We start from the raw sequence: 20,280 nt of genomic DNA, 5'->3' as shown, positions 1-20,280 counted from the left end.
CTTTTACAGGAATTATATGTTTTTTATTCCTTAGTAAATACTTCAAGAGTGTCCTCTAGTATTTTTTCTGTTGCATGAAGTTTGCCTGAGAAAACGGGAGCTTTTATTCCTTCGTTAAATAGTGTTTTTCCGTAGAAAACTCTAGCTTCATCCCAAAGATTTTCATCTATAAACATTTGTAGCGTTTTAGATCCGCCTTCAATAATGATAGATTGAATTTGACGACTAAATAAGGAGTCGCAAATATCTTTAGCTGTATGCTCCTTAAGAATAATGGTTTCCGCAGCTTCATTAAAAACAGCATAGTTTTTGTCTAGGCTATTTTCTTTATCTAAAACCACCCGAATAGGATTGTTTCCTGTATAATCTCTAACTGTTAAACTCGGATTGTCCTGAATAACTGTATTGGTGCCAACAAGTATAGCATGTTCTTCGTCACGCCATTTATGAACTAGTTGTCTAGAAATTTCATTGGTAATCCAAACAGGTTTGTTTTCATTTTTTGTTTTAGGGGCAATAAATCCATCTTCGGTTTCTACCCATTTCAATATAATGTATGGTCTTTTTTTATTATGAAATGTAAAAAAGCGCTTATGATGTTTTTTGCAAGCAGCTTCAAGAACACCAACTGTAACTTGATGCCCAGCATCACGAAGTTTTTTAATTCCTTTGCCGGCAACTTCTGGATTGTCATCTACACAACCTATAACAATATTAGGAATTTTATTCTTTATAATTAAATCACTGCAAGGTGGGGTTTTTCCAAAATGGCTGCAAGGTTCTAAAGTCACATACAGAGTAGCTTCTTTTAAAAGCTCTTTGTTTTTTACAGCGCGAATAGCGTTTACCTCTGCGTGATTACCACCGTAAGGGTCTGTAAATCCTTCACCAATAATCGTGTTGTTATAAACAATTACAGCACCTACCGTTGGGTTTGGTCTAGTTGTTCCTAGTCCAAGTTTGGCAATTTGTATGCAGCGTTTTATGTAATCTTCGTGTGTAATATTTAGTGGATTTAGAATTTAATTTTTATGTCTTCGGTTTTGTCTACATCATAAGTGTGTGAGAACCCAAAAACCTTATATTTTATTTGTCCTTTATACTGTACTGTCATTTTTTGAGTAAGCAAACTACCTAATAATCCGCTTAAATTTTTATTACTCAAAAGACTATCTGTAGGTACATTTGCAGAAAGTGGTATAGAGAATTCTTTTTTCGCAGGTACTTTAAAACTCTCGGTAGTAACTGTAGCCATCTGGTTGTTGTTAACAAACACCTTTATTTCGTCTGTTTTTAACTCACCACTTATGTCATTTTTGTTTAGAAAATAGGCGTCGGCAGTAAGGGTAATGTATTTAGAATTAGAATCGTCTACCTTTATATTGTCAACTCTCAAAAATTCAGGTTTTTCTTTTATAGAACAACTTGCGAAACTAAGCGCTACTGTTAATAAAATTATAAGTTTCTTCATATTAAAATTTTGAGATTTAACGTATCTTCACCTACGCAAAAATAATATTTATAAGTGACTAATAATATCATTATAAGAGAAATTCAGCAAAAAGATAATGCGCAGATAGAAGCTGCTATTAGAGCTTGTTTTCATGAGTTTGGAATTCCTTTGGTGGGTACTGCTTATGAAGACATTGAAACCACACAAATGTTTGAGTCCTATCAAGATGAAAAGGAAGTTTATTTTGTGATAGAATTAGACGAAAAAGTTTGTGGAGGTGGCGGAGTAAAGCCTTTAAAGGATTTTGATGCTGACGTTTGCGAGATTCAAAAAATGTACTTTTCTCCTGCATTACGAGGAAAAGGTTTAGGGAAATTACTATTTAAAAAATGTATTGAAACAGCAAAAGACTTAGGTTTTAAACAAATTTATTTAGAGTCTGCACCGCAACTTAAAGCAGCAATTCATATTTATGAAACCTTCGGGTTTAACCATCTAGATGCTCCTTTAGGGGATACAGGACATTCTTCTTGCGGAGTTTGGATGCTTAAAAAATTGTAATAATCTATTTACGAACACACATTTTTTTAATCATAAAACCTTTGTGAAATACTATATTTAATGAAGTTAAAAGAAATAAAAGAAAGGTTTCATAAGGAGTTAGATGCTATTTATGGAAAAGATGAAGTGCGGAGTTTTTTCTATTTACTAATTGAAGAACTATTCGATTTCAATAGACTTAAATTGGCATTAGATCCCGAAAAATCAATTACAAAGTCGGAAGTAGATACTATTCTTAAAGCTCTAACAAGATTAAAAGACCAAGAGCCTATACAGTATATTATTGGTGAAACAGAGTTTTACGGACTTCCATTTAAAGTAAATGAAAATACTTTAATACCACGTCCAGAGACAGAAGAGTTGGTAAATCTTATCATTGAAAATACGAAAGAAAAAATTGAAAAGGATAGGTCTTTTTCTATACTTGATATAGGTACGGGAACAGGTTGTATAGCAATTACATTAGCTAAAAACTTACCAAACGCAAAGGTTTATGCTGTAGATGTTTCTGCGGAAGCGATAGAAAAAGCAAAAGAAAACGCAGCTTTAAACAATGTAGAAGTCGCTTTTATAGAAACAGATATTTTAGATAAAGAATCCTGGGATGTAAAATTTTCAGCGTTAGAATTTGATATAATAGTTTCAAATCCGCCGTATGTGCGAGAACTAGAAAAGCAGCAAATGAAGCCAAATGTGTTAAATAACGAACCACATTTAGCTTTGTTTGTAGGAGATGAGAATCCGTTGTTATTTTATAAGGCAATTAGCAAATTTGCAGATAGAAAGTTGCAGTCTAGTGGCGAATTATATTTTGAAATAAACGAGTATCTTGGGAAAGAAATGATTGCTTTATTAGAGGAAAATAATTTCAGAAATATAGAGCTGAAACAAGACTTTTTTAGAAAAGATAGAATGTTAAAAGGAATTAAGAAATAAATGAATACGAAGGAATACATAGAAAACTTACGAAATGAGCTTCGTGAGCATAATTATAATTATTACGTTTTAGATAATCCTACTATTAGTGATTATGATTTTGATATAAAACTAAAAGAGCTTCAAGCTTTAGAGGAAAAACATCCTGAGTTTTATGATGCTAATTCACCAACGCATCGAGTTGGAGGAGAGGTTACCAAAAACTTTAATACGGTGGTTCATGATCATAGAATGTATTCTTTAGATAATTCCTATTCCTTAGAAGATCTGCTAGATTGGGAGGCTAGAATCAAAAAAATGGTTGATGGCGATATCCAATATGTCTGTGAGTTAAAATATGACGGAGCATCTATTAGTCTAACCTATGAAAACGGTAATCTGTTACGAGCAGTAACTCGTGGTGATGGTGTGCAAGGAGATGAGGTTACAGCAAATATCAAGACAATCAAGACTGTTCCTTTGCAGTTAAAAGGAGATTATCCGGCTAAGTTTGATATAAGAGGAGAAATTGTTTTGCCTTTTGAAGGTTTTAATAAAATGAATGAGGAGCGTATTGAGATGGGAGAGGAGCCATATAGAAACACAAGAAATACAGCTTCAGGAAGTTTAAAACTTCAAGATAGTGCAGAGGTTGCAAAGCGACCTTTAGAGTGTTTATTGTACAATATTACCGGAAATAATTTAGGGATAGCAACCCAAATGGAAAGTTTAGAAAGAGCTAGACAAATGGGATTTAAGGTTCCTGAAACCGCAAAGCTTGTAAATTCTATAAACGAAGTTTTGCAGTTTGTAAATTATTGGGATAAGGAGCGTCATAATTTACCATACGAAACAGATGGGGTTGTAGTTAAGGTAAATGATCTGCAACAACAAGAAGAATTAGGTTATACAGCTAAGGCGCCACGTTGGGCAATGGCTTATAAATTTAAAGCAGTACAAGTTTCTACATTATTAAATAGTATTTCATATCAAGTTGGAAGAACGGGAGCTATAACTCCTGTAGCTAATTTAGAGCCAGTGGAATTGGCAGGAACCACTGTAAAACGAGCTTCACTTCATAATAGCGATCAGATTGAAAAATTAGATATTCGAGTAAATGATACGGTTTTTGTCGAAAAAGGAGGAGAGATTATTCCAAAGATAATTGCAGTAGATTTTAGTAAGCGTCCTGAAAACTCAAAACCTACGGAATATATCACGAACTGCCCAGAGTGTAATACGCCATTAGAAAGGTTGGAAGGGGAAGCAAAGCACTTTTGTCCGAATTATAATGGTTGTAATCCGCAGATTGTTGGAAGAATTCAGCATTATATTTCGAGAAAAGCAATGGATATTGAAGGATTAGGAGGGGAAACGGTTGCACTTTTAGTAAACGAAGGACTTATTTTAAATTATTCCGATTTATACACATTAACTAAAGAGCAAGTGATGCCTTTAGAGCGAATGGCTGAAAAAAGTGCAGAAAACTTGATTAATGGTATTGAAGCTTCAAAAGAAATCCCGTTTGAGAGAGTTCTTTTTGCTTTAGGAATTCGTTTTGTTGGAGAAACGGTAGCTAAAAAATTAGCTAAACATTATAAAAGTATTGAAGCCATCGCTAATGCTTCGTTAGAAGAATTAGTAACAGTAGATGAAATAGGAGTGAAGATAGCAGAAAGTGTTGTGGCATTTTTTGCTTCAGAAGAAAACAGAGATATTATAAATAAGCTTCGAAATAGTGGAGTGCAGTTAGAAGTTTCTGCAGAAAAACTAGCGAATCAAACAAATAAATTAGAAGGACAAACTTTTGTTGTTTCTGGTGTTTTTGAAACGATCTCTAGAAATGAACTTAAAAAACTTATCGAAGATAATGGAGGTAAGGTTTCATCTTCTATTTCTTCTAAAACAAGTTATGTAGTTGCAGGTGATAAAATGGGGCCAAGTAAAAAAGATAAAGCAGATAAATTAGGTGTTGCTATTATAACGGAACAAGAGTTTTTACTTATGCTAGGGCTGTAGTTTATATCTTACTTTTTTATAGGATAAAGAGTGTTTTTTACCGACGAAGTTAGTGTTGCATCGGTAAAGTGTACGATTAAATAGATTAATTGCATTTTTTTTTGTTATATTTGAACGCTATTAATCTATTAAAAGTGATTTAATAACTATATGCTAGCTAGCTTTTTAAGTTCTGCGCTTAATACTCTAACTCTTTTAGAAATGATTGAATTATCAGTTCTGCCAAGGGTTGAACTGCTTTTTGTACCTCTTATAACTATCATATATTTATTAGTTTCCAAAAACAAATCTTTACTCTTTGTTCTGTTTTTAGTCAGTTACTCTGTAGCAGATATTCTACACTTGTCGGATACAAATAATGATTCAACAACCTTATATTTTGTTTGTAACTCCTTATACTTGCTCTCAAATGTGTTTTTATTGGCCATTATTATTAGGGCGATAGATTTTAAAAGACTTTATAAGAATTTTTTACTGCAAATAATTGTTTTGTTTATATTGGATGCATATCTGTTTATAGTTTTGTACGGACTAATAGAAGAGTTTATGTATGCAACAGATTATGTTGTTTGGGTAAAAACTATGGAATATGCTTATAACTTCGTTTTATTGTTGCTTTTATCATTTTCCTTTTTACTGTTTCTGGAAAAGTCTAACCGTAAATCATTGTTCTTATTTCTAGGTTGTATAGGGATCATCTTTTCTGAAATACTGCTAATAGGATACTATTTTGTTCTAGAATTAGATACATTAAAATATTTAGCGATAGCTTTAAATGTGATTTCCTTTTCCTTACTTTTTATTCAAACACGTTTTAAAACTAGCTTAAGAGCAAATAAAAAAGGAAGTCTTTTTACCTCATAAGTAAGACTTCCTTTTTGATCTTTATGACTTCTTTTTAGCTAAGTTTTTTAAACTATAATAGATGTTCCTTTTGCAGATTTGTTCTTGTCAGAATCAAAGTAGAAATCTATTTTTCCTAAGTTAATACCGAAACATCCAACTTGATTTACAAGTACATTTTTGCCTTCCATGTTTTGAGCAACTGTAGGCTTTGGCAAGAATGTGTGTGTGTGTCCTCCTATAATTAAATCGATATTTTTAGTTGCTTTTGCTAAATTTAAATCGCTTATTTTGTTTGGAGCATTTCTGTAATGGTAACCAAGATGCGATAAGCAAATCACTAAATCGCATTTTTCTTCGTCTTTTAGTATTCTACTCATATCTGTAGCAATTTCAACAGGATCCAGATATTTAGTTTCCTTATACATTTTCTTATCCACTAAACCGTCTAGCTTAATTCCTAAGCCGAAAACTCCAATTTTAATTCCGTCTTTTTTAAATACTTTATATGGTTTTACAAAAGTGTCTAAAACGGTATTTGAAAAATCGTAATTAGCAGAAAGAAAATCGAATTTAGCATGTGGTAGCTGCGCTAGTAAACCATCTATACCATTATCAAAATCGTGGTTTCCAACCGTTGCGGCATCATACTTAAGTTTACTCATTAGTTTAAATTCCAGTTCGCCACCATAGTAGTTAAAATATGGGGTTCCTTGAAAAATATCTCCAGCGTCTAGTAAGAGTGTATTCGGGTTTTCGTTTCTAATATTCTGTATTAATGTAGCTCTCCTAGCAACTCCACCTTGATTTGGATTTCTTCCATCGTTTGGACCAAATGCATCAATATGACTATGTACGTCGTTGGTATGTAAAATGGTTATTTTAGTTTCTCTGCTTCCTGTTGTAAAAGATGGTAAACTTAATCCGCCAAGAGTAACTAATGCTGTAGCAGCGGTTGATTGTTGTAAAAATTCTCTACGTTTCATAAGTTTTTAATTTAATTTAATAAATCTGTCGTCTCTAACAGGGTTAATAGTGTCTACTTTTTTAAAGTGATCTAAAAGAGCATTTCTAACTTTGTAGTTTAAATCATACAAACTATCATTTGTTTGAAAGAAAGACATTCCGTCTCCACCATGATATAAATAATCATTAGTAACTACATAGTATGTTTTATTAGGATCAATAGGTTTATTGTTTATGGTAGCTTCAATAGCTTTAAAATCTTTGTCTAATTTTATTTTTAAACCTGCGATTGGGTGTGCGCGTTTTGCTCTACTTAAATAACGAACTAGGCTATCTTGAATCGTTTGTCCTTTCATTGCTACGGCTACTAAGCTATTTTCAAAAGGCATAATTTCAAAAGCAGTTCTTGTAGTGATATTCCCTTTAGATATAATCGATCTTATTCCACCGTGGTTTAATAAAGTCATATCTAAATTTTCACCAGTTCGCTTATTGAAGATGATATTAGATTGTTCTAAAACCGCGTCTGCAAATAAGTTACCTATAGCTGTGTTAAAATCTCCATCCGATTTTGAATAGGTGTCTACGGCGTAAGAAATGACACTGTCTAAATCCTTGTTTACATGTTCTCTATAAGGTTTTACAAAATCATCAATTTCTTGATTAAGTTCTATACTGTCGTTAATGTTTATTTTTTTTCCCTCGATTCTTACAAGGTTCATTTTTTCTTCTTTACAATTAAAAAGGAGAATTGTAAAAAGAAATACAATAAGATGTTTGTAATTCATGTGCATTGGTGTATGGTTTAATAAACAAAACTAACTACTTTTGTTACCTTTGTAATAAAGCATAAATATAAATGATTTTAAAAGGATTCAAACAAAATTCTACTAAAAAAAGCTTGGAGGCTATGTTACATGCTAGGCAGGTTTTGTTGAATGATGATAAAATTAAAAGTCTAGGTGTTGTGCTTCATATAGATGAAATGAATGATTTTAAGGCTTTTGAAAAACTAGCGGAAGCTTTACATGTTAAGCCAAATAATTTGAAGATTATTTCGTTTACATCTAATAATAAAAACAAAAAGAATGCTGTTGCTGAAGCTTTTTTCAGCGCTAAAGATTTTGGATGGAAAGGAAAGGTAAAGAATGAAGAACTTCAAGCATTTATAAACCAACCTTTTGATGCTTTAATAAGTTTTTATCAAGAAGATATATTGGAGTTGAAGTATATAACAGCAGCATCACAAGCAAAATGTAAAATTGGAATTTTACAGTCGGATAATAGAATAAACGACTTAATTATAAAAACCGAATTAAAGGATGTTGAATTGTTTCAATCGGAAACAATAAAATACCTTAACATATTTAATAAAATTAATAATGAATAAAAAGTTTGTAGGAACTGGTGTTGCACTAGTAACCCCTTTTAATAAAGACTTAAGTGTAGACCATAAATCTCTGGCTAATATTGTTGAAAATAATATTAAAAACGGGACAGATTACCTAGTAATAAGTGGAACTACCGGTGAAAGTGTAACCATAACTGCTGAAGAAAAAAAGGAAATAATTAAAACGATTTCTAATACTAATCAAGGAAGATTACCATTGGTTTTAGGAATAGGAGGTAATAATACTTTATCTGTTGTAGAAGAAATTAAAAACACAGATTTCACAGGTATAGATGCTATTTTATCTGTTTCTCCGTATTACAGTAAACCAACACAAGAAGGACTTTATCAACATTTTAAAACAGTTGCAGAGGCTAGTCCGGTTCCTGTAATTTTATATAATGTACCAGGGAGAACTTCTAAAAACATGTTGCCAGAAACAATAATAAGCTTAGCAAATGATTTTGAAAATATTATTGCAGTAAAAGAGGCTGCGGGCGATATGCATCAATACTTGCAGTTACTAAAAGATAAACCAAAAAACTTTTTAGTGATTTCAGGAGATGACGACCTTGCTTTAAGTGTTGTTTTAGCTGGTGGAGCAGGAGTGATATCTGTAATTGGTCAGGCACTTCCAAAGGAGTTTGCTAAAATGATAAAATTAGGCTTAGAAGGAAATGTAAAAGATGCATATTTTTTGCATTATAAATTAATGGAAATTACTGGCTTAATCTTTTCAGAAAATAATCCTTCAGGAATAAAAGCTGTTTTTGAGTCTTTAAATATATGTGATGCAACGGTAAGGCTTCCGCTTGTTGAAGCTACTGCTGAATTAAAACAAAAAATCACCCAAGCATTAAAAGAGTTTAAATAAAAGTTAAATTTAGCACAAAGCCTTAAATGCTTAGATTTCAACCTATATATTAGCTTAATAAAATATTTTTAAAATCCATATTAAAAGACTAATTTTGCATTCTGTTTAAAAATTATGAAGAAATATATATACATATTATTAATTGGCTCAATTTTAAGTTCTTGTAGCGAATATCAAAAGGCCTTAAATGGCGAAGATTTGGCTGCTAAATTTTCTATTGGCGAAGAGTTATATAACAATGGGAAATTTGGTAAAGCAAACAGATTATTTGCACAAATAGTTCCTAGTTACCGCGGTAAGCCACAAGCAGAAAAGCTAATGTTTTTGTATGCTAATTCCTTTTACAATATGAAGGATTATTATACAGCAGGATATCAATACGATCGTTTTGCATCTTCTTATCCTAACAGTGAGAAACGTGAAGAAGCAGAATTTTTATCAGCAAAAAGTAGTTATATGCTTTCTCCAGAGTACGGAAAAGAACAGCACCCAACTAAAGATGCCATTACAAAATTTCAGTTATTTATTAACTCTTACCCAGACTCTGAATATATAGAAGAAGCGAATGAACTAGTAAGAGAATTAGATGGTAAATTAGAGAAAAAAGCATTTGATATTGCTTATCAATATTATAAAACAGTAGAATATACTAGAGATTATAATGCAGCAATAAAATCATTTGATAACTTTATCATTGAATTTCCTGGATCTACTTTACGTGAAACAGCATTGTTTTATAGATTAGACGCTGCATATAAACTAGCTATGAATAGTGTAGAGAGAAAGAAACAGGAAAGATTAGAAAAAGCTAAAGTTTACTACCATTCTTTTGTAAATAGATATGCAAATTCAGAACATCTTGATGACACGAAAGATATGCTAGAAAATATAGAAGAAGAATTAAAAAAATACAGTACTAAAAGTTAATATATACTATGGATTTAAAGAAAATTGATGCTCCAACAACTACAGTTACTTATAATAGAAATGCATTAGATGAAGCTACCGGTAACATCTATGAGTCTATTTCAATTATATCTAAAAGAGCAGAGCAAATTAATTCTGAAATCAAAAAAGAATTAATCGAGAAATTAGAAGAGTTTGCTACTTATAACGATAGTTTAGAGGAAATCTTTGAAAACAAAGAGCAAATTGAAGTTTCTAAATTCTACGAAAGATTACCAAAGCCACACGCTTTAGCGGTAAAAGAATGGTTAGATGGTAAAATTTACCATAGAAACACAGAAGAAGACAATCAGTAAAAAGCAATAAGATGTCTGTACTAGGTAGCAAAAATATACTTCTAGGCATAAGTGCTGGTATTGCTGCTTATAAGACAGCATCATTAGTGAGGTTATTTATAAAAGCTGGAGCAAACGTTAAAGTCGTTATGACTCCAGCTTCTAAAGATTTTATAACCCCCTTAACCTTATCTACACTTTCTAAAAATCCAGTGCATTCTTCTTTTACAAATGAAGAAGATGACAATGCGATTTGGAATAACCACGTAGACCTTGGTCTTTGGGCCGATTATTTTGTAATCGCTCCAGCAACAGCAAATACCATGTCTAAAATGGCAAATGGCGTTTGTGACAACTTGCTTTTAGCAACCTACCTTTCTGCTAAATGCCCTGTATATTTCGCTCCAGCAATGGATTTAGATATGTACAAACATCCTTCAACAAAAGCTTCTTTTGATAAACTTAAATCCTTCGGAAATACTATAATTCCAGCAACTAGTGGCGAACTTGCTAGTGGCTTAGTAGGTGAAGGCAGAATGGCAGAGCCAGAAGATATTGTTTCGTTTATTGAAAAAGATATTGTCAGTAAACTTCCGCTACGCAATAAAAAAATATTAATTACTGCAGGCCCAACTTATGAAGCTATAGATCCTGTTCGTTTTGTAGGGAATCATTCTTCGGGGAAAATGGGCTTTGAGCTAGCTAAAGCAGCGGCTAATTTAGGTGCTGAGGTTACTTTAATTACCGGGCCTACAAATCAAAAAGCTTCCCATAGTTTTATACAAATTGTTCCTGTTACTAGTGCTCAGGATATGTATGAGGCAGCGCATAGATATTTTAAAGAGGTAGATATTGCTATTCTTTCGGCAGCAGTAGCAGATTACAGACCTAAAAATATTGCAACACAAAAAATAAAAAAGAAGTATACAACGTTAACATTAGAGTTAGAAAAAACAAAAGATATTCTAGCTTCTTTAGGTGAAGTTAAAACAAAACAATTCTTGGTTGGCTTTGCTTTAGAAACTAATAATGAATTAGAAAACGCTAAAGGAAAACTAAAAAGAAAGAATTTAAATTTAATTGTCTTAAATTCGTTAAATGATAAGGGAGCAGGTTTCAAAAACGAAACAAATAAGGTTACACTTATTGATGCAGAGGAGAATATTACAGAATATGAATTAAAATCTAAAGCCGAAGTTGCTATAGATATTTTAAACAAAATTATAACTCAAATACATGCGTAATATACTTTTAGTACTTTTTATGTGTTTTTCTATTGCAGGTTATTCGCAAGAATTAAACTGTAATGTAGTTGTTAATGCGCAGCTTACAGGAAACGAAAATTTACAAGTTTTTAAAACTCTTGAAAAGCAGTTAAACGAATTTATAAATCAAACCGAATGGTCTGGGAGAAAGTTCTCACAACAAGAGCTTATTGATTGTAGCATGGTAATAAATGTTACAGGGCAAAGTAGCGATACATTTAGTGCTTCTATACAGGTGCAATCTGCAAGACCAGTGTATGGTTCAACTTATGCAACACCTATTTATAATGTAAATGATAAAAACTTTTCGTTTAAGTATTTAGAGTTTGAAAACCTTGTTTATAATCCAAATCAATTTGAATCTAACTTAGTTTCTGTATTAGCTTTTCACGTGTATATGATTTTAGGATTAGATGCTGATTCTTTTGAGTTAAATGGAGGAGATGATTTTTTTAAACAAGCACAAAATATTGTAAGCTATTCGCAGCAAGAAAACTTTAAAGGGTGGAAACTTGAAGATGGTTTACAAAGTAGATATGTTTTAATTGATAATGTTTTATCTCAAACATATAAGGACTTTAGAAGTGTTATGTACAATTACCATCGTAAAGGTTTAGACCTTATGAGTAGTAATGATAAGGAGGCAAAAGGGCAAATTGCAGAAGCTATTATGCAAATGGATAAACTTCACAGACAACGTCCAAACTCTTACTTATCTCGTGTGTTTTTTGATGCTAAAGCAGACGAAATAGAACAAATATTTACTGGCGGACCAAGAGTAGATATCAGTAAGTTAATAGAAGTACTTAATAAAGTAGCGCCAATGCATTCTAGTAAGTGGCGAAATATCACGTATTAAATCAGTATTTGTTCGTATACTTCATGTTGTAGAACACACTTTCAATTTTCATTTTTAACTTTTAAATTTAAGGATGCTAACCTCACTTTCTATAAAAAATTACGCTTTAATAGACCAACTTCAGGTTCGTTTTGAACAAGGTTTTACCATTATTACAGGAGAAACAGGAGCAGGTAAGTCGATCTTACTTGGTGGTTTATCTTTGATTTTAGGAAAACGAGCAGATTTAAGTAGCTTAAAAAACAAAGAACAAAAATGTATTATCGAAGCGGTTTTCGATATATCTAATTATAAGTTAGAAAGTCTTTTTAAAACCGAAGATTTAGATTTTGAAAAGCAAACCATTATACGAAGAGAAATTCTTCCTTCTGGTAAGTCAAGAGCCTTTGTAAATGATACTCCGGTTAATTTAAGTGCACTACAAACTTTGGGAAAACATTTGATAGATGTACACTCACAACATGAGACTATGCAATTGGTCGATGATGAGTTTCAATTTCAGGTTATAGATGCCTTAGCTAAAAATGGAACCTCTTTGGAGATGTATCAATCGCAGTTAAAAAGCTATAAAAAACTTCAAAAGGAACTTAAAGAATTATTTGCTTTTCAAGCCGAAGCACTAAAAGAACAAGATTTTAATACTTTCTTATTAAAAGAGCTTACCGAAGCTAATTTAATAGACGGCGAATTAGAATTATTAGAAGAAGAGTTTGAAACTTTAAATAATGTTGAAGTAATCCAAGAGCGATTAACCGAGTCGCATCAGTTATTACAAGATGAAGAGGTCGGAATACTTACAACTCTTACCTTGTTAAAAAACAACTTACAGAAACTAGCCAATTATTCAACTACTTATAACGAGTTATACACAAGAGTAAATAGCAGTCTTATAGATTTAGATGACGCTTTCGCGGAAATTGAATCGCTTCAAGAAAAATTAGATGCAGATCCAGATAGGTTGGTGGTAGTAAATAATAAACTTCAGCTTCTACATAACTTAATGCAGAAACATGTAGCAGAAAATGTTTCAGAATTAATTGAAATTAGAGAAGCCTTAACAGAAAAAGTTTCGGTTACAGAAAATATGGAAGAAACCATTCATTCTAAGCAAAAAGAAATTAAAGCTGTTTCCGATAAACTAGATAGCATAGCTTCAAAAATCCACGAAAACCGAAAGAAAACAATTCCAGGTTTAACCAAGCAATTGGAAAGTATTTTACAGGATTTAGGAATGCCAAATGCCCAATTTAAAATTGAAGTTAACTTAGGAGAAGAATATTTACATCATGGTAAAGATCAATTGTCCTTTTTGTTTTCAGCAAATAAAGGCGGGCAGTTTAATGAATTGAAAAAAGCTGCATCTGGAGGGGAAATGGCTAGAATCATGCTTGCTATAAAATCTATTTTAGCAAAATACATTCAGTTACCAACCATTATGTTTGATGAGATTGATACCGGTGTTTCTGGTGAAATTGCTCATAAAATGGCTTGGATCATGCAGGGCATGAGTGAGACTATGCAAGTATTTGCCATTACGCATTTACCGCAAATAGCAGCAAAAGGGAATACACATTATAAAGTGTATAAACAAGATATAGATGAGGTTACCACTACCAATTTGGTAAAGTTAAGCCAAGAAGATCGTATTGTAGAAATAGCGCAAATGTTGGGAGGGATAGAGGTTACTAACTCTGCATTGGCGCATGCAAAAGAATTACTCAATTAAATAATAAACAAAATAAGCATAACTAAAAGCTAGATATTTGATGGCTGTTAAATATTAATTTAGTTATCTTTGAATTACAATTTGTAAAAATAATCATACCAAATAAAGTAATAAATATGTATAATTTATTAAAAGGAAAAAAAGGAATCATCTTTGGAGCTTTAGATGAGAATTCAATTGCATGGAAAACAGCAGAACGTGTTCATGAAGAAGGTGGTGAGTTTGTACTTACTAATGCGCCAGTAGCTTTAAGAATGGGGCAAATTAATGCTTTAGCAGAAAAAACAGGTTCGCAAGTAATCCCTGCAGATGCAACATCTTTAGAAGACTTAGAAAACCTTGTTGAAAAATCTATGGAGATTTTAGGAGGTAAGATAGATTTTGTTCTTCACTCTATAGGGATGTCTATTAACGTAAGAAAAGGAAACCACTATACAAGTCAAAATTACGATTGGACCCAAAAAGGTACAGATATCTCTGCAATGTCTTTTCATAAAGTGATGCAAACTCTATACAAAAAAGAAGCTATGAACCAATGGGGAAGCATTGTTGCTTTAACCTATATGGCAGCACAGCGTGTTTTTCCAGATTATAATGATATGGCAGACAATAAAGCTTATTTAGAAAGTATAGCTCGTAGTTTTGGGTATTTCTTCGGAAAAGAAAAAACGGTTAGAGTAAATACGATTTCACAGTCACCAACACCAACAACTGCAGGTTCTGGTGTTAAAGGTTTTGATGGATTCCTTGCTTATGCAGACAAAATGGCTCCATTAGGAAATGCTTCAGCATTAGATTGTGCAAACTATACCGTAGCAATGTTTAGTGATTTAACTAGAATGGTAACTTTACAGAATCTTTTCCATGATGGTGGATTTAGTAATACAGGAGTTAGCGACGATGTAATGGAAGCTTTTGTAAAAGGATTAGAGTAGATTTATTTAAAATCTTATAAAGTGTTAAAGCGAATCTTTTGGGGTTCGCTTTTTTTATACCCTAAAATACAGTTCATCGGTAAAATGGTTGTTTTGTCGAATGTTTGTTTATGATGTGTTAAAATTAAATTAAAAGCAATATTTTTAGATATTAACTAACTAATTAAAAACTTACTTATGAAAAAAATTACTTTATTGTTTTTTTGTGTAATCTCACTTGCATTTAGCTTTAATGCTAATTCCCAGTGTAATTATACATTAGAAATGAATGACTCCTACGGAGATGGATGGAATGGCAACACCATGAACGTTTTAGTAAATGGAACGGTTGTTTTATCTGGAGTAACACTAGATGGTGGAGCTCAAGGTACTTTACTATTTCCTGTTAATGATGGTGATGACATAACTACGGAATGGTTAGGAGGAGGCTCTTATGCCTTTGAAACATCTTATAGGATATTGGACTTTTTTGGAACAGCAGTAGGTGCTGGAGCTGAAACAAGTATAACAACTGGGACAATAACAGGTTCGTGTCCTTCATGTACGCAAACTATTGTTGATAGTTCTGTAGTAGTAGATGATTGTGCAGCATCTCAATTTACAATAGATATAGTAGTATCTTCAGTTGGTGATGGTACATTTATTACAGATGGATTAGGAGGTTCTTATGCTGTTGTATCAGGACCAATGTCCGTTGGACCATACACCATCGGGACAGAAGTTACGCTTATGGTGGAGCATTCTGACACTGTTTGTAATTATACATTAGGAAGCTTTAATACTTCATGTGTTTTACCAGGAGACTCTTGTGATTTAGCTGTAGAATTGACGCCAGGAACATCACAAGCTGGGAATACTACTGAAGGAGGAAGTTTTGCAGATGATGGTTCTGGAGCGAGTAATCCTTGTCATGGATCTTCTGACGACCATGAGTATTGGTTTGAATATACTGCTGTCGAAACAGGGGAAACATTAGATATTTCTGTTTCAGATTTAGAAATACCTTATTATGGTGTTTTTATATTTGATAACTGTCCAGATTCCTCTCCTAATTGTGTTGTATCTGTTAGAAATAGTAATTCTACAGATGATCTTGCAGTTACAACACCTGATTTAATAGCAGGAACAACATATTATATTGTTGTAATGGACTGGGCAGAAAGTCCAACACCATTTACGCTTAATAGTGTTGTAAATGCTGCACCAACTTGTTTGGAACCTTTAAATTTAAATGCAACAGTGCTTACGGGAGATACTTCAGCAACTGTTTCTTGGGACGTGGAATCAGGGGCAACAGCAGGTTATAATTGGTCTGTAATGTTAGCAGGAGAAGATCCTACTGTAGATACAGCTGTGTCTATGGGGACTACAGGAGTCGGTGTTACAACCGATACTGCTACAGGTTTAACTGCAGGAGCTAGTTATGACTTATATGTCCAATCTAACTGTGATACAAGTGGATTAAGTACTTGGGCTGGCCCATACAATTTTGTTGCACTAGCGCCTCCAGCAAACGATGACTGTGCAAATGCAGAGCTTATAACTGTTGGAATAGAGGCTTGTGGAGCAGAAGTAACAGGTCATAATATTGGGGCAACCGACTCTGGAGTAGCTCAAGCTAGTTGTGCAACGGCAACATATGCAGGAGGGGACTTTTGGTATGAATTTGTTGTGCCAACAACAGATACTAGTGTTATTTATTCAAGATTTTCTTCAGACTTCTCTACAACTCAAGTAGAGCTTTATAGTGGTTCTTGTGGGACTTTAGTGGAAGTGGCTTGTACTACAGCTTCAAATAATACTTTTACAGGATTAACTTCTGGAGAAACATATTATTTAAGAATGTATGATTGGGGTAATGATGATTTTGGAAGTGTTGCTTTTTGCTTAAATACACCACCACCACCGCCAACTAATATATCTTGTGCAACAGCTACAGATATTGTTTGTGGAGAAACTATTTCGGGAACTAGTGTTGGTTCTACTGGAACTCAAGAAGGTAGTGGTTGTACAATGGGAAGTAATGGAGTTTGGTATACATTTACTGGTTATGGAGGAGATATAATTGTAACAGTAGATGCATCCTTTGATCATGAACTAGCAATTACAAGCGGAACTTGTGGTGCATTAGTAAATGTTGGATGTAGAGATGGTTCAGTGGGGCAAGAGGTATACACAATTACAGATTCAGTTGATGGAGAAACTTATTATGTATATATAGCTCATTATAGTTCATCAAGTACGACTACAGGAACACATACTATTAATATAGAGTGTCCTACAGCTTCTATTGATGACTTCGAAGCTTCTAATGGATTATCATACTATCCAAACCCTGTAAACAATACACTAACTTTAGATGCTAAACAAAATATAGATGGTGTAGCCGTTTATAATATGTTAGGTCAAGAAGTATTACGTACAGCACCAAATACAGTTAATACAGAAATTAATATGTCTGCATTACGTTCAGGGGCTTACTTTGTAAAAGTTACTATAGGTAACGCTACAGAAACAGTAAGAATTATTAAGAACTAATCTTAGCTCTTTATATATTATTAAAAAGCCACTCGAAAGAGTGGCTTTTTTTTGCAAATCATTTTGTCGATAAAATAAGTATTTTGTCGATAATGATTTTTTCGTATGTTAATATTGAATTAAAATAGATATTTTTAGTAATTGATTAACTAATTAAAAAAAAATATTATGAAAAAAATTACTTTTTTATTATTTGCGATGCTAGCCTTTTCTTGGCAAAGTAAAGCACAGTTTACAGAGAGTTTCGATACCGAGATTCCTGCTACATGGACAATTGTAGATGTAGATGGTGGGGATACTTGGGAGCATATTACAACTAATAATTATCTAGGGGCTGGTCATGCCTATATTAAGTGGGATTCTAATGCTCATGATGATTATTTAATAACTCCACAATTTGACGTAACTGCCGGTGTGTCAGATCAAATTTCTTTTTGGGCAGCTATAAGTTCAGGGTGGACTGAAACTTTTGAGGTAAGATTATCAACTACCGGAACAGCTCCAGCTGACTTTACAGAACTTTTAGGTAGTGAAACAGCAACAGTTGATGTTTCAACTTATGAGAAATTTACTTATAATTTATCTGCTTATGTAGGGACTCAGGTTTATATAGCGATTAGAGCTACTGATACAGATAGATTTTATTTGCATATAGATGAGTTTGTAAATGATGCAGCTCCTACATGTACACCAACCGTAGTTGATAGTTCAACAGTAGTTGATAACTGTGGTGCATCTCAGTTTTCTATAGATTTAGTGGTTTCTACTGAAGGAGATGGAACGGTTGTTTCAGACGGTACTAATACTTTCCCAATTGTAGCAGGAACAGTAACAGCAGGGCCATACACTATAGGAGAAACGGTAACATTAACCGTACAGCATTCTGATGGAGCATGTGACTTCTCATTAGGAGATTTTAATACTGCATGTACTCTTCCAGGTGAAGTTTGTGAAAATGCAATAACCGTTGGTTCACTTCCTTATACAACAACAGACAATACAGTGAATTATGGAGATGATTATAGTTCAGCAGACACACCTTGTTCTTCAAATTACATGAATGGGGATGATGTTTTTTATAGCTTTACACCTGCAGTAGATATGTCTGTAAATATAGCAACATCTGGAACAGGTTCATGGACAGGCTTGTTTGTGTTTGAAGAGTGTCCTTTAGTTACTTGTGTTGCTTCTGATACTCAATCTGGAGGAAACCCAAGTTTACCAAATGTTGATTTGGTTGGAGGAACAACTTATTATATTGCAATATCTACATATCCTTCACCACAAAGTACTGCATACACCTTAGATATTACAGAAAACACATGTTCGCCTGTTACTGCATCTTATAATGTTGTTAGTGATTGTGACGTAAGTGGAGGCTTCTATATTGATGTAAATGTTACAGATATGGGAAGTGCTACAGCCTTAACAGTTTCAGATGATCAAGCGAGTCCATCTCAAGCTTTAACAGCTGCAGGAACTTTACAGTTTGGTCCTTATGTAAATGGAACAGATGTTATAATTACTATTGATGATGATAATGATGATGATAGCTGTACGGTAACTAGTTCAGCAATCACACAATCTGTTTGTCCACCAGCAAATGATGAATGTATAAACGCTATCGAATTGACAGTAAATGGAGATGATAGCTGTACTGTAACAACATCAGGAACTATTGCTGCTGCAACAGCTTCTGGAGAAGATGAATCAACTTGTTTTGGTACAGAAAATGATGATGTATGGTTTTCTTTTACAGCAACAAATGAATCTCATCTTATTTCTATTTTAAATAAAGCAAATTCCCCTTCAGATTTATATCATTCTGTTTGGTCGGGTTCATGTGGTACGTTAACAAATATAAATTGTAGTGATCCTGATTCAAGTACAGCAAACGGGTTAACGATTGGAGAAACGTATTTTGTGAGAGTTAATTCATATAGCAGTAATAGCGGAGCGCAAACTACTTTTGATATTTGTGTAGGAACACCACCACCACCGCCAAGTAATATAGCGTGTGCAACAGCTACTCCTATTGCTTGTGGAGAAACTATTTCGGGAACTAGTGCTGGTTCTACAGGGAATCAAGAAGGTAGTGGTTGTACTATGGGAAGTAATGGAGTTTGGTATACATTTACTGGTTATGGAGGAGATATTATCGTAACAGTAGATGCTTCTTTTGATCATGAACTAGCAATTACAAGTGGAACTTGTGGTGCTTTAGTTAATGTAGGGTGTAAAGATAGTTCATCTGGTCAAGAGACATATACTATCACAGATTCTGTAGATGGAGAAACTTATTATGTATATATAGCACATTGGAGTGGGTCAGGGACGACTACAGGAACACATACTATTAATATAGAGTGTCCTACAGCTTCTATTGATGACTTCGAAGCTTCTAATGGATTATCATACTATCCAAACCCTGTAAACAATACACTAACTTTAAATGCTAAACAAAATATAGATGGTGTAGCTGTTTATAATATGTTAGGTCAAGAAGTTTTACATACAGCGCCAAATACAGTTAATACAGAAGTTAATATGTCTGCATTAGGTACAGGGGCTTACTTTGTAAAAGTTACTATAGGTAACGCTACAGAAACAGTTAGAATTATTAAGAACTAATCTTAGCTCTTTATATATTATTAAAAAGCCACTCGATAGAGTGGCTTTTTTTGTAAATCATTTT

Annotated in this window: 18 protein-coding genes; 14 read left to right on the top strand and 4 right to left on the bottom strand. The window is 33.2% G+C overall.

The annotated features are described in order from the left end of the window. Positions 1–23 precede the first annotated feature (23 nt). Complete coding sequence (gene ribD / locus DU428_RS08230) at positions 24–1,004, bottom strand: bifunctional diaminohydroxyphosphoribosylaminopyrimidine deaminase/5-amino-6-(5-phosphoribosylamino)uracil reductase RibD (RefSeq protein ID WP_394340976.1); 981 nt, start codon at positions 1,002–1,004, stop codon at positions 24–26. 11 nt (positions 1,005–1,015) lie between these two features. Beyond that, positions 1,016–1,471 carry an LEA type 2 family protein gene (locus DU428_RS08225; protein ID WP_113965918.1) on the bottom strand — a complete coding sequence of 152 codons (456 nt, stop codon included), beginning with the start codon at positions 1,469–1,471 and terminating at the stop codon, positions 1,016–1,018. A 54-nt stretch (positions 1,472–1,525) separates the two neighbouring features. Here DU428_RS08225 and DU428_RS08220 point away from each other — a divergent pair, with 54 nt between their 5' ends. The 4 genes from DU428_RS08220 (at position 1,526) to DU428_RS13485 (ending at position 5,812) form a co-directional block, all read left to right on the top strand. Then, positions 1,526–2,014 (top strand): GNAT family N-acetyltransferase, encoded by a 489-nt coding sequence (locus DU428_RS08220; RefSeq protein WP_072351578.1) that lies wholly within the window; start codon positions 1,526–1,528, stop codon positions 2,012–2,014. Positions 2,015–2,074: 60 nt separating this feature from the next. Further along, positions 2,075–2,950, top strand: a complete 876-nt coding sequence (gene prmC, locus DU428_RS08215; protein WP_113965919.1) for a peptide chain release factor N(5)-glutamine methyltransferase — start codon at positions 2,075–2,077, stop codon at positions 2,948–2,950. Next, positions 2,951–4,948: an NAD-dependent DNA ligase LigA gene (gene ligA, locus DU428_RS08210; RefSeq protein WP_113965920.1), complete on the top strand. Its 1,998-nt coding sequence runs from the start codon at positions 2,951–2,953 to the stop codon at positions 4,946–4,948. Between the two features lie 201 nt (positions 4,949–5,149). After that, complete coding sequence (locus DU428_RS13485) at positions 5,150–5,812, top strand: hypothetical protein (RefSeq protein WP_146778639.1); 663 nt, start codon at positions 5,150–5,152, stop codon at positions 5,810–5,812. A gap of 47 nt (positions 5,813–5,859) precedes the next feature. Here DU428_RS13485 and DU428_RS08200 read toward each other — a convergent pair whose 3' ends face one another. After that, positions 5,860–6,777 carry a bifunctional metallophosphatase/5'-nucleotidase gene (locus tag DU428_RS08200; protein ID WP_072351582.1) on the bottom strand — a complete coding sequence of 306 codons (918 nt, stop codon included), beginning with the start codon at positions 6,775–6,777 and terminating at the stop codon, positions 5,860–5,862. A gap of 6 nt (positions 6,778–6,783) precedes the next feature. Then, positions 6,784–7,479 carry a 5'-nucleotidase C-terminal domain-containing protein gene (locus DU428_RS08195; RefSeq protein WP_243633467.1) on the bottom strand — a complete coding sequence of 232 codons (696 nt, stop codon included), beginning with the start codon at positions 7,477–7,479 and terminating at the stop codon, positions 6,784–6,786. Between the two features lie 137 nt (positions 7,480–7,616). Here DU428_RS08195 and DU428_RS08190 point away from each other — a divergent pair, with 137 nt between their 5' ends. The 10 genes from DU428_RS08190 to DU428_RS08145 all read left to right on the top strand — a co-directional run bounded on the left by DU428_RS08190 (position 7,617) and on the right by DU428_RS08145 (position 20,216). Beyond that, a complete protein-coding gene (locus tag DU428_RS08190) occupies positions 7,617–8,147 on the top strand; it encodes a DUF6913 domain-containing protein (protein ID WP_113965922.1) in 531 nt (176 codons plus the stop codon). Then, entirely contained in the window at positions 8,140–9,021 is an 882-nt protein-coding gene (gene dapA / locus DU428_RS08185; protein WP_113965923.1) for a 4-hydroxy-tetrahydrodipicolinate synthase, read from the top strand. The genes DU428_RS08190 and dapA overlap by 8 nt, the downstream gene beginning before the upstream one ends. Before the next feature lie 114 nt (positions 9,022–9,135). Then, positions 9,136–9,948, top strand: a complete 813-nt coding sequence (locus DU428_RS08180; RefSeq protein WP_113965924.1) for an outer membrane protein assembly factor BamD — start codon at positions 9,136–9,138, stop codon at positions 9,946–9,948. A gap of 8 nt (positions 9,949–9,956) precedes the next feature. After that, positions 9,957–10,283, top strand: coding sequence for a DNA-directed RNA polymerase subunit omega (locus DU428_RS08175; protein WP_072351587.1), 327 nt, complete (start codon positions 9,957–9,959; stop codon positions 10,281–10,283). 11 nt (positions 10,284–10,294) lie between these two features. Continuing rightward, positions 10,295–11,506: a bifunctional phosphopantothenoylcysteine decarboxylase/phosphopantothenate--cysteine ligase CoaBC gene (gene coaBC, locus DU428_RS08170; RefSeq protein WP_072351588.1), complete on the top strand. Its 1,212-nt coding sequence runs from the start codon at positions 10,295–10,297 to the stop codon at positions 11,504–11,506. Continuing rightward, entirely contained in the window at positions 11,499–12,386 is an 888-nt protein-coding gene (gene porD / locus DU428_RS08165; protein WP_072351589.1) for a type IX secretion system protein PorD, read from the top strand. Before coaBC ends, porD begins: the two co-directional genes overlap by 8 nt. Positions 12,387–12,459: 73 nt before the next feature. Next, positions 12,460–14,112 (top strand): DNA repair protein RecN, encoded by a 1,653-nt coding sequence (recN, locus tag DU428_RS08160; protein WP_113965925.1) that lies wholly within the window; start codon positions 12,460–12,462, stop codon positions 14,110–14,112. Positions 14,113–14,228: 116 nt separating this feature from the next. After that, positions 14,229–15,047, top strand: coding sequence for an enoyl-ACP reductase FabI (locus tag DU428_RS08155; RefSeq protein WP_113965926.1), 819 nt, complete (start codon positions 14,229–14,231; stop codon positions 15,045–15,047). 177 nt (positions 15,048–15,224) lie between these two features. Beyond that, complete coding sequence (locus DU428_RS08150; RefSeq protein ID WP_114436828.1) at positions 15,225–17,585, top strand: T9SS type A sorting domain-containing protein; 2,361 nt, start codon at positions 15,225–15,227, stop codon at positions 17,583–17,585. A 168-nt stretch (positions 17,586–17,753) separates the two neighbouring features. Next, positions 17,754–20,216 (top strand): T9SS-dependent choice-of-anchor J family protein, encoded by a 2,463-nt coding sequence (locus DU428_RS08145; RefSeq protein WP_113965927.1) that lies wholly within the window; start codon positions 17,754–17,756, stop codon positions 20,214–20,216. The last annotated feature ends 64 nt before the right edge of the window (positions 20,217–20,280 follow it).

This window comes from Oceanihabitans sediminis (genome assembly GCF_003337215.1).
Classification (GTDB): Bacteria; Bacteroidota; Bacteroidia; order Flavobacteriales; family Flavobacteriaceae; genus Oceanihabitans; species Oceanihabitans sediminis.
The sequence above is the reverse complement of the archived record's forward strand: the minus strand, read 5'-3'. Positions and strand labels throughout refer to the sequence as shown.